The sequence below is a fragment of the Mameliella sp. AT18 genome (assembly GCF_028807275.1).
Lineage (GTDB): Bacteria > Pseudomonadota > Alphaproteobacteria > Rhodobacterales > Rhodobacteraceae > Antarctobacter > Antarctobacter albus.
Genome location: NZ_JARAMO010000221.1, coordinates 1 through 6,989, shown reverse-complemented (window position 1 = coordinate 6,989; position 6,989 = coordinate 1). Strand labels below are relative to the sequence as shown.

The 6,989-nt window shown below is 67.3% G+C and carries 5 protein-coding genes and 1 pseudogene; 5 read left to right on the top strand and 1 reads right to left on the bottom strand.

Annotation, left to right across the window (positions count from 1 at the left end; translation table 11 throughout):
• Together PVW46_RS19390 and PVW46_RS19385 are read left to right on the top strand one after the other, a co-directional pair.
• Nucleotides 1–201: pseudogene (locus PVW46_RS19390) on the top strand (hypothetical protein); the annotation flags it as partial.
• A 95-nt stretch (nt 202–296) separates the two neighbouring features.
• The gene (locus PVW46_RS19385; RefSeq protein ID WP_069211538.1) at nt 297–860 is read left to right on the top strand and encodes a hemerythrin domain-containing protein; all 564 of its coding nucleotides are present in this window, start codon (nt 297–299) and stop codon (nt 858–860) included.
• Nucleotides 861–1,134: 274 nt separating this feature from the next.
• On the opposite strand, the gene PVW46_RS19380 is transcribed toward PVW46_RS19385, so the two are convergent.
• Nucleotides 1,135–2,943: a trypsin-like peptidase domain-containing protein gene (locus tag PVW46_RS19380; RefSeq protein ID WP_069211537.1), complete on the bottom strand. Its 1,809-nt coding sequence runs from the start codon at nt 2,941–2,943 to the stop codon at nt 1,135–1,137.
• 171 nt (nt 2,944–3,114) lie between these two features.
• Between PVW46_RS19380 and PVW46_RS19375 the strand changes: the two genes are divergently transcribed.
• Genes PVW46_RS19375 through glyS form a run of 3 tightly spaced genes read left to right on the top strand, consistent with a single transcriptional unit; the run spans nt 3,115 to nt 6,809 of the window.
• On the top strand, nt 3,115–4,044 hold the full coding sequence (locus tag PVW46_RS19375) for a glycine--tRNA ligase subunit alpha (RefSeq protein ID WP_043144307.1): 930 nt from the start codon (nt 3,115–3,117) through the stop codon (nt 4,042–4,044).
• 14 nt (nt 4,045–4,058) lie between these two features.
• On the top strand, nt 4,059–4,577 hold the full coding sequence (locus PVW46_RS19370; protein ID WP_069209918.1) for a DUF6446 family protein: 519 nt from the start codon (nt 4,059–4,061) through the stop codon (nt 4,575–4,577).
• Nucleotides 4,578–6,809, top strand: a complete 2,232-nt coding sequence (glyS, locus tag PVW46_RS19365; RefSeq protein ID WP_069209919.1) for a glycine--tRNA ligase subunit beta — start codon at nt 4,578–4,580, stop codon at nt 6,807–6,809. It abuts the gene before it with no gap.
• Nucleotides 6,810–6,989: the final 180 nt, after the last annotated feature.

Sequence of the window (6,989 nt, the reverse complement as noted above, 5' to 3'; positions counted from 1 at the left end):
GTCGCGGGCCTCAGCCCCGGTGTCTTCGAGTTCCGCGGCACGGCAGGCTTCGCCCCCTCGGGCAACCCCGAATTGCGCCTGTTCGAGACCGCCACCGGTTCGACCATCGTGCAGCTGGACGTGGATGGCGATGGCAACGCCGATGCCGAGATCCGGGTGGCCAATGTCACCGGGCTGACGGCGGATGACTTTGCCCTCTGAGTTTCGGCCCCGGTCATCCTGCTGTGCGTCCGGGGCCCCTGCCCTGTGCAAGCGCGCAAGTTGTTATATCATAACATTCGGCCCATCTGGGTCGCATGACCTACGACATCGAGACCCGCAGCGGTCTGCCCACTGAAATGCAGACCCTGCTCCGGGACCTGCCACGCGATGGCTGGCAGGCACACCCGGGACTTGCCGACAGCACCCGCAACTGGATGCGCGCCCACCAGGGCTTTCGCCAGCTTGGCGAGATCCTGCAGGAGGATACAGAGGCTTTCCTGGACAAGGAGATGGAGGACCAGGCCTATGCCGGGCGTCTGGCGCATTTCGGCAACCTGCTGGTGCGCAACCTGCACGGGCACCACAGCTGGGAGGACCGCAGGTTCTTTCCAGAGCTGGAGGCCGCCGACCCGCGCTTTGCCGCCGGGCTGGAGATGCTGGAAAGCGACCATGTCGCGCTGGACGACCTGCTGGACCGTTTCACGCGGTCGGCCAACCGGGTGGTACAGCTGTCCTCGCTGGAGCCGCGCCAGATGGCAGAAGAGGCCCGCCCGGTGCGTGACCAGTCGGAGACGCTGCGCGGGTTCCTTGCCCGGCACCTGACCGACGAAGAGGACCTGGTGGTGCCGATCCTGCTGCATCACCGGCTGCGCGGCTAGGCACCGCACGGTGCGGAAACCAAGGGTTAACCGGGATCGGGCAAAACCGCTCCCGGTCGACCAGCAAACCGGATCAGCACCCCTCCCTCGGGGTCCGTTCGATCTGCGCAGAACGGGGTGTTTCGACGCCCCCAGGGCCGGGATTGGCACTCCGGCGCTTGCGATCCGTTTCCGGCGGCCGCCGGCCTTGCATCCGCCCAAATGGGCAAAGGCACAAAGAAAACCGCCCCGGTCAGACGACCGGGGCGGCATTCGCGCTGCGCATTCGGCAGGTTTACCAGCAGCTGACAAGCACCGTCATTTCGGCGGCCAGGTTGGTCAGGTCCTCGGGCGCCAGCGGGGTCAGACCGCCGCGCGCCACCGGCTGGATGCCGTTGTCGCGCAGGAAATCCAGGATCATCTCGCCCTTGGCGGCAAAGCTCACCTGCTCCGGCAGAACACGCCCGCCGGGCGCTTCCTTGGGCAGCAGCATCCCCAGAACCGTGCCGCCGCTGTCAAAGACCGGGCCGCCCACGTCGCCCGGCAGCGCCGACAGCGCCAGCCGCTTGATGCGGTCCTCGCCGCCCAGGCCGCGCAGATCCTCGAGCGTGCCAAAGGTCAGCGTCGGCGCGGTCAGCACGCCACCAAAGGAAAACCCGGCCACGGCCACCTCGGATTGCAGCCGCAACTCGCCGGAGCGAAACTGCGCCACGCGGCGCGGCGCAAGCTGTTCGACCGGGGTCAGCACGGCGATGCCCAGTTCCTCGTTCACGACCAGCACGCGTGCGTCATGCACGCCGTTCAGCGTCACCCGCTCACAGCCGGCAACCAGCGCGGCAGAGGTCAGCACCGTGCCGCGCGCCTCGATGAAAAAGCCGGTGGCGCTGGCCTTGGCGGTGCGCACCTTCAGACCCGAGACCAGGTCGACCGCCTGGCCATCGTCGCTGACCAGTGCCGGGTCAAGCACGCCGTCGATGCGGGTATAGCTGTCCTGCATGATCTTCAGGACGCGGGTGCGGCGTTCCTCGTCACCGGCCGGCCAGACCAGGCCAAAGCCCTTGATCTCGCCGTTCTGCAGGCCGACCTCGAACCGGGTCACGATACGGTCGTTCTGGCCGGTGATGGTAAAGCCCCGCGCATCGCGGCGGCGCTCGCCCTCGACCGGGATGATCTCCAGCGTCTGCATGATTTCATACAGGCCCGCCAGGTTGCCCGCGTCGCCCGGCTGGCTGACCAGGATGACCCGCGCGCCCAGGTCGCCCCTGGGCTTGTAAATCGCGAAGGGCGACTCGTAGCGGTCGAACTCGACCACGCCCAGCGGCAGTTCCATCGCGATGCCGGTGCGCGCATCCTGCACCAGCTCCATCCCCATGCCGTCCAGCACGGCGTTGTACTGTCCCAACAGGACCGCGCGCTGGCGCGTGCTGAGCACGCCGGTCGGATCAAAGTTGTTGGCCTCCTGCCAGCGCGACATGGACCCGCGCGTGCCGGGGCCAAAGGCGCCGTCGATGGCCCCTTCGTAGAACCCGGCCCATTGCAGGGCGATCTGCAGCGCATCGCGTTCCTCGCGGGTCAGCGCACGTTCAGAGGCGCGGGCCTCCTGCAGGGTTTCCTCGGGGATCGCGGGGACCACGGGCTCGGGCGCGGTGACGGGCGCCTCGGCCACCGGGTCGGCCTGCGGCGCGGGCGTGGGCTGTGCCGCCGGATCGGCCGTGTCCTGCGGCACCGGCACCACGGGGGCGCCGTCGTTGTTCACGCCGACCGGCCAGAACTGCTGGCCAAAGGTCTCGCGCGGCTCGATGTAGCTGTCCGCCGGGATGCGCCGCGCCTGCAACAGCGCGTTCAGCTGTGCCTCGGCCTGCGCGCGGGTATAGGGCCCCAGCGCGATCCCGTACCAGCCGCCGCCCAGCGCAAAGCCGTTCACGTCGGGCAGACGGCCCGAGTAATCACGCACGCTGTCCTGCGCGCTGGCCAGCGAGGTGCGCGCCTCGACCTGGATGAAGACGATGTCATCCGCCGCCTGCGCCGAGGCACCGTGCTGCACCAACGTCGAGGCGACGACCAGCACCATCGCGAAGAAGACCGAAATTAGTCTTTGTATCATGGGAGTTAGGGACCCTTTGGCTCTGAAATCTCAACCTTATCCACCGACCGAGTCTTAACAGAAGCCCCGGCATATGCACGCCAAAAGGACGTGAGGCGCAGACCTCCTATCAGATTGACCCCGCCCGCGCACCGCCCTAATCAGGCGCCAGCCGAAAAAAGGAGCCCTGACATGGCCGGGAGCCCGCAAAAGCCTCGCAGTTTCCAGGAGATCATCCTGCGCCTCCAGACCTATTGGTCGGGCAAGGGTTGCGCGATTCTGCAGCCCTACGACATGGAGGTCGGCGCCGGCACCTTCCACCCGGCCACGACGCTGCGCGCGCTCGGGCCCCGCCCCTGGGCCGCGGCCTATGTCCAGCCCTCGCGCCGTCCGACCGACGGGCGCTATGGCGAGAACCCGAACCGCCTGCAGCATTACTACCAGTTCCAGGTGCTGATCAAACCCAGCCCGCCGGACCTTCAGGCGCTTTATCTCGGGTCGCTCGAGGCCATCGGCATCGACATGGCGCTGCACGACGTGCGCTTTGTCGAGGACGACTGGGAAAGCCCGACGCTGGGCGCCTGGGGCCTGGGCTGGGAGGTCTGGTGCGACGGCATGGAGGTCAGCCAGTTCACCTATTTCCAGCAGGTTGGCGGGCATGACTGTACGCCTGTCTCGGGAGAGCTGACCTATGGCCTCGAACGGCTGGCAATGTATGTCCTGGGCGTCGATCACGTCATGGAGATGCCCTTCAACGATCCGCAAAGCCCGCAGCCGCTGACCTATGGCGACGTCTTCCGCCAGACCGAAGAGGAATATTCGCGCTGGAACTTCGACGTGGCCGACACAGAGGTTCTGCTGCGCCACTTCGAAGAGGCCGAGGCCGAATGCGCCCGCATCCTCGACCAGGAGGCGCAGGACCCCAAGATGGACCGCCGCATCGTCATGGCGCATCCCGCCTATGACCAGTGCATCAAGGCCAGCCACATCTTCAACCTGCTGGACGCGCGCGGCGTGATCTCGGTCACCGAACGGCAAAGCTACATCGGCCGCGTCCGTACGCTGGCCAAGATGTGCGCCGATGCCTTCACCCAGACCGAGGCCGGGGGGTACGCCGCGTGACCCTCGGCAAGCTTATGGCCATCGCCATCGTCCTCTGCGGCCTGATCGCGGGGGTCTCGATCTATTACCTGCAGGTCTACCACTTCTACGAGGACGTGGTGCCTTCGGGGACGGATGACGTCATGCTGACCACGCAGGACGGCAGCCGCACGGCGATCCCCTATGCCGATTTCCGGGGCATCGACGCCGACAGCTCGCCGATCCGCTACCGCGCCTGTTTCACCACCACGCTGACACCCGCCGAGGCGGCAGAGACCTACAAACCCTACGAGGGCGCAGAGCCGCGCAACGCCCCCGGCTGGTTCGACTGTTTCGACGCCGATGCCATCGGCGACGCGATCGAGGCCGGCACCGCCCGCGTCTTTACCGGCCACCGCAACATGGAATTCGGCATCGACCGTGTCGTGGCGATCACCGACGATGGCCGCGGCTATGTCTGGCACGAGATCAACGATTGCGGCGACAAGGCCTATGACGGCACGCCGCTGGGGGACGATTGCCCCGACCGCGACAGTTTCGAGAAGGATCAATAAATGCCCGATCTTCTGATCGAACTCTTCTCCGAAGAGATCCCCGCCCGCATGCAGGGCAAGGCGGCCCAGGACCTCAAGAAACTGATGACGGACGGATTGGTCGAGGCCGGGCTGACCTATTCCGGGGCCGAGGCCTTTTCGACGCCCCGCCGCCTGGCGCTGACCGTGCACGGGCTGAGTGCCGAAAGCCCCACCCTGCGCGAGGAACGGCGCGGCCCCAAGGTCGGCGCACCGGACAAGGCGCTGGAGGGCTTCATGCGCGGCGCCGGTGTCACCCGCGACCAGCTCGAAGAGCGCGAGGAGAAAAAGGGCGCCTTCTACTATGCCACCGTTGTCACCCCGGGCCGCCCGGCCGCCGAGATCGTGGCCGAGCAGCTTGAAAAGACCGTCCGCACTTTCCCCTGGCCCAAGTCGATGCGCTGGGGCGCCGGATCGCTTCGCTGGGTGCGCCCGCTGCACCGCATCCTGTGCCTGCTGACGGATGAGGCCGGCGATCATCCGATCGACCTGGACATCGACGGCATCAAGGCCGGCCAGACCACCGAGGGCCATCGCTTCATGGGCGACGGCGCCTTCGAGGTGACGGGTTTCGAGGACTACGAGACCCGCCTGAAACGCGCCTTCGTCATCCTTGACCCGCAGGCGCGCGCCGATGCGATCTGGCATGACGCCACCAACATGGCCTTTGCCCGCGGGCTGGAGGTGGTCGAGGACCAGGGCCTGTTGCGCGAGGTGGCAGGGCTGGTGGAATGGCCCGTTGTGCTGATGGGCGACATCGCCGAGGAGTTCCTGGGCCTGCCGCCCGAGGTGCTGCAGACCTCGATGAAGGAACATCAGAAATTCTTCTCGGTGAAGAACCCGGCCACGGGCCGGATCGAGAAATTCGTGACCGTCGCCAATATCGAGACCTCGGACAACGGCGCCACGATCCTCGCCGGCAACCAGAAGGTGCTGGCGGCGCGTCTGTCGGATGCCAAGTTCTTCTGGGAAAACGACCTGCGCGTGGCCAGGTCCGAAGGGCTGTCGGCCTGGACCGAGCGGCTGGGCAACGTGACCTTTCACCATGCGCTGGGTTCCCAGCGCGACCGGATCGCGCGGATCACCGCCCTGGCGCGCGGTATCGCGCCCGCCGTCGGTGCCGACCGGCACCTGGCCGGCGAGGCGGCGGATGTGGCCAAGGCCGACCTGTCGACCGAGATGGTCTATGAATTCCCCGAGCTTCAGGGACTGATGGGGCGCTACTACGCCGAGGCCGCGGGCCTGCCGGCCGAGGTCGCCGCCGCCTGCGAAGACCACTATGCGCCGCTTGGCCCGTCTGACGCGGTGCCCACGGCGCCGGTCTCTGTCGCCGTGGCGCTGGCGGACAAGCTGGACACGCTGACCGGATTCTGGGCCATCGACGAGAAACCCACCGGTTCGAAAGACCCCTATGCCCTGCGCCGTGCCGCCCTTGGCGTGATCCGGCTGGTGCTGGAAAACGGGCTGCGGCTCAACCTCGACCGCTTCATCGACGCGCAACTGGTGCGCCACAAGATCGCGCTCAAGAACGGCGACCTGGACGACACCCAGCTGGCCGAGCTCGAGGAACTGGTGGACGAGATCGCCGATCACGGCGTCTTTGGCGCCGCCTGGGCCGCCCTGCGTGAGCGTCTCTCGACCGGGGGCAAGGAGATCGCCCCGGTCGTGGCCCCCGTCCCCGACCTGAGCGACGACCTGCTGGGCTTCTTCCACGACCGGCTCAAGGTCTGGCTGCGCGACCAGGGCATCCGCCATGACGTGATCGACGCCTGCCTTGCGATGCCGGGCACCGACGATCTGCGCCTGCTGGTCACCCGGGCCGAGGCGCTGTCCGCCTTCCTCAAGACCGACGACGGCGAGAACCTGTTGCAGGGCTTCAAGCGCGCCAACAACATCCTGGCGCAGGCCGAGGAGAAGGACGGCGTCGAATACAGTTTCGGCGCCGACGTGAAATTCGCCGAGACCGACGAGGAACGCGCGCTCTTTGCCGCGCTCGAAGCCGCCGAGGCCCGCATCGCGCCCGCGATGAAGGACGAGGATTTCGGCGCCGCGATGGAAGCGATGGCCGGTCTGCGCGCGCCCATCGACGCCTTCTTCGAGGCGGTGCAGGTGAACGCCGAGAACCAGGTGGTCCGCCGCAACCGGCTGAACATGCTGGCCAGCATCCGTCAGACCTGCCTGCAGGTTGCCGACCTGACGAAGATCGAGGGGTGAGCGGCGGTCCGGGCGCAGCCCGACAAAGGCGCCAGTGGCGCCTTTGAGCCGCGAAAGGGCGGAGCCCCAATCGGCCTGAACCTGCGCCTATGGCGCCGGCAATGACAATCGCGTGCGGACCCCGGGCCGCAGGCATAATTCGACCCCCGCAGGGGGCGCTGCCCCCGTCTCCCTTCGGTC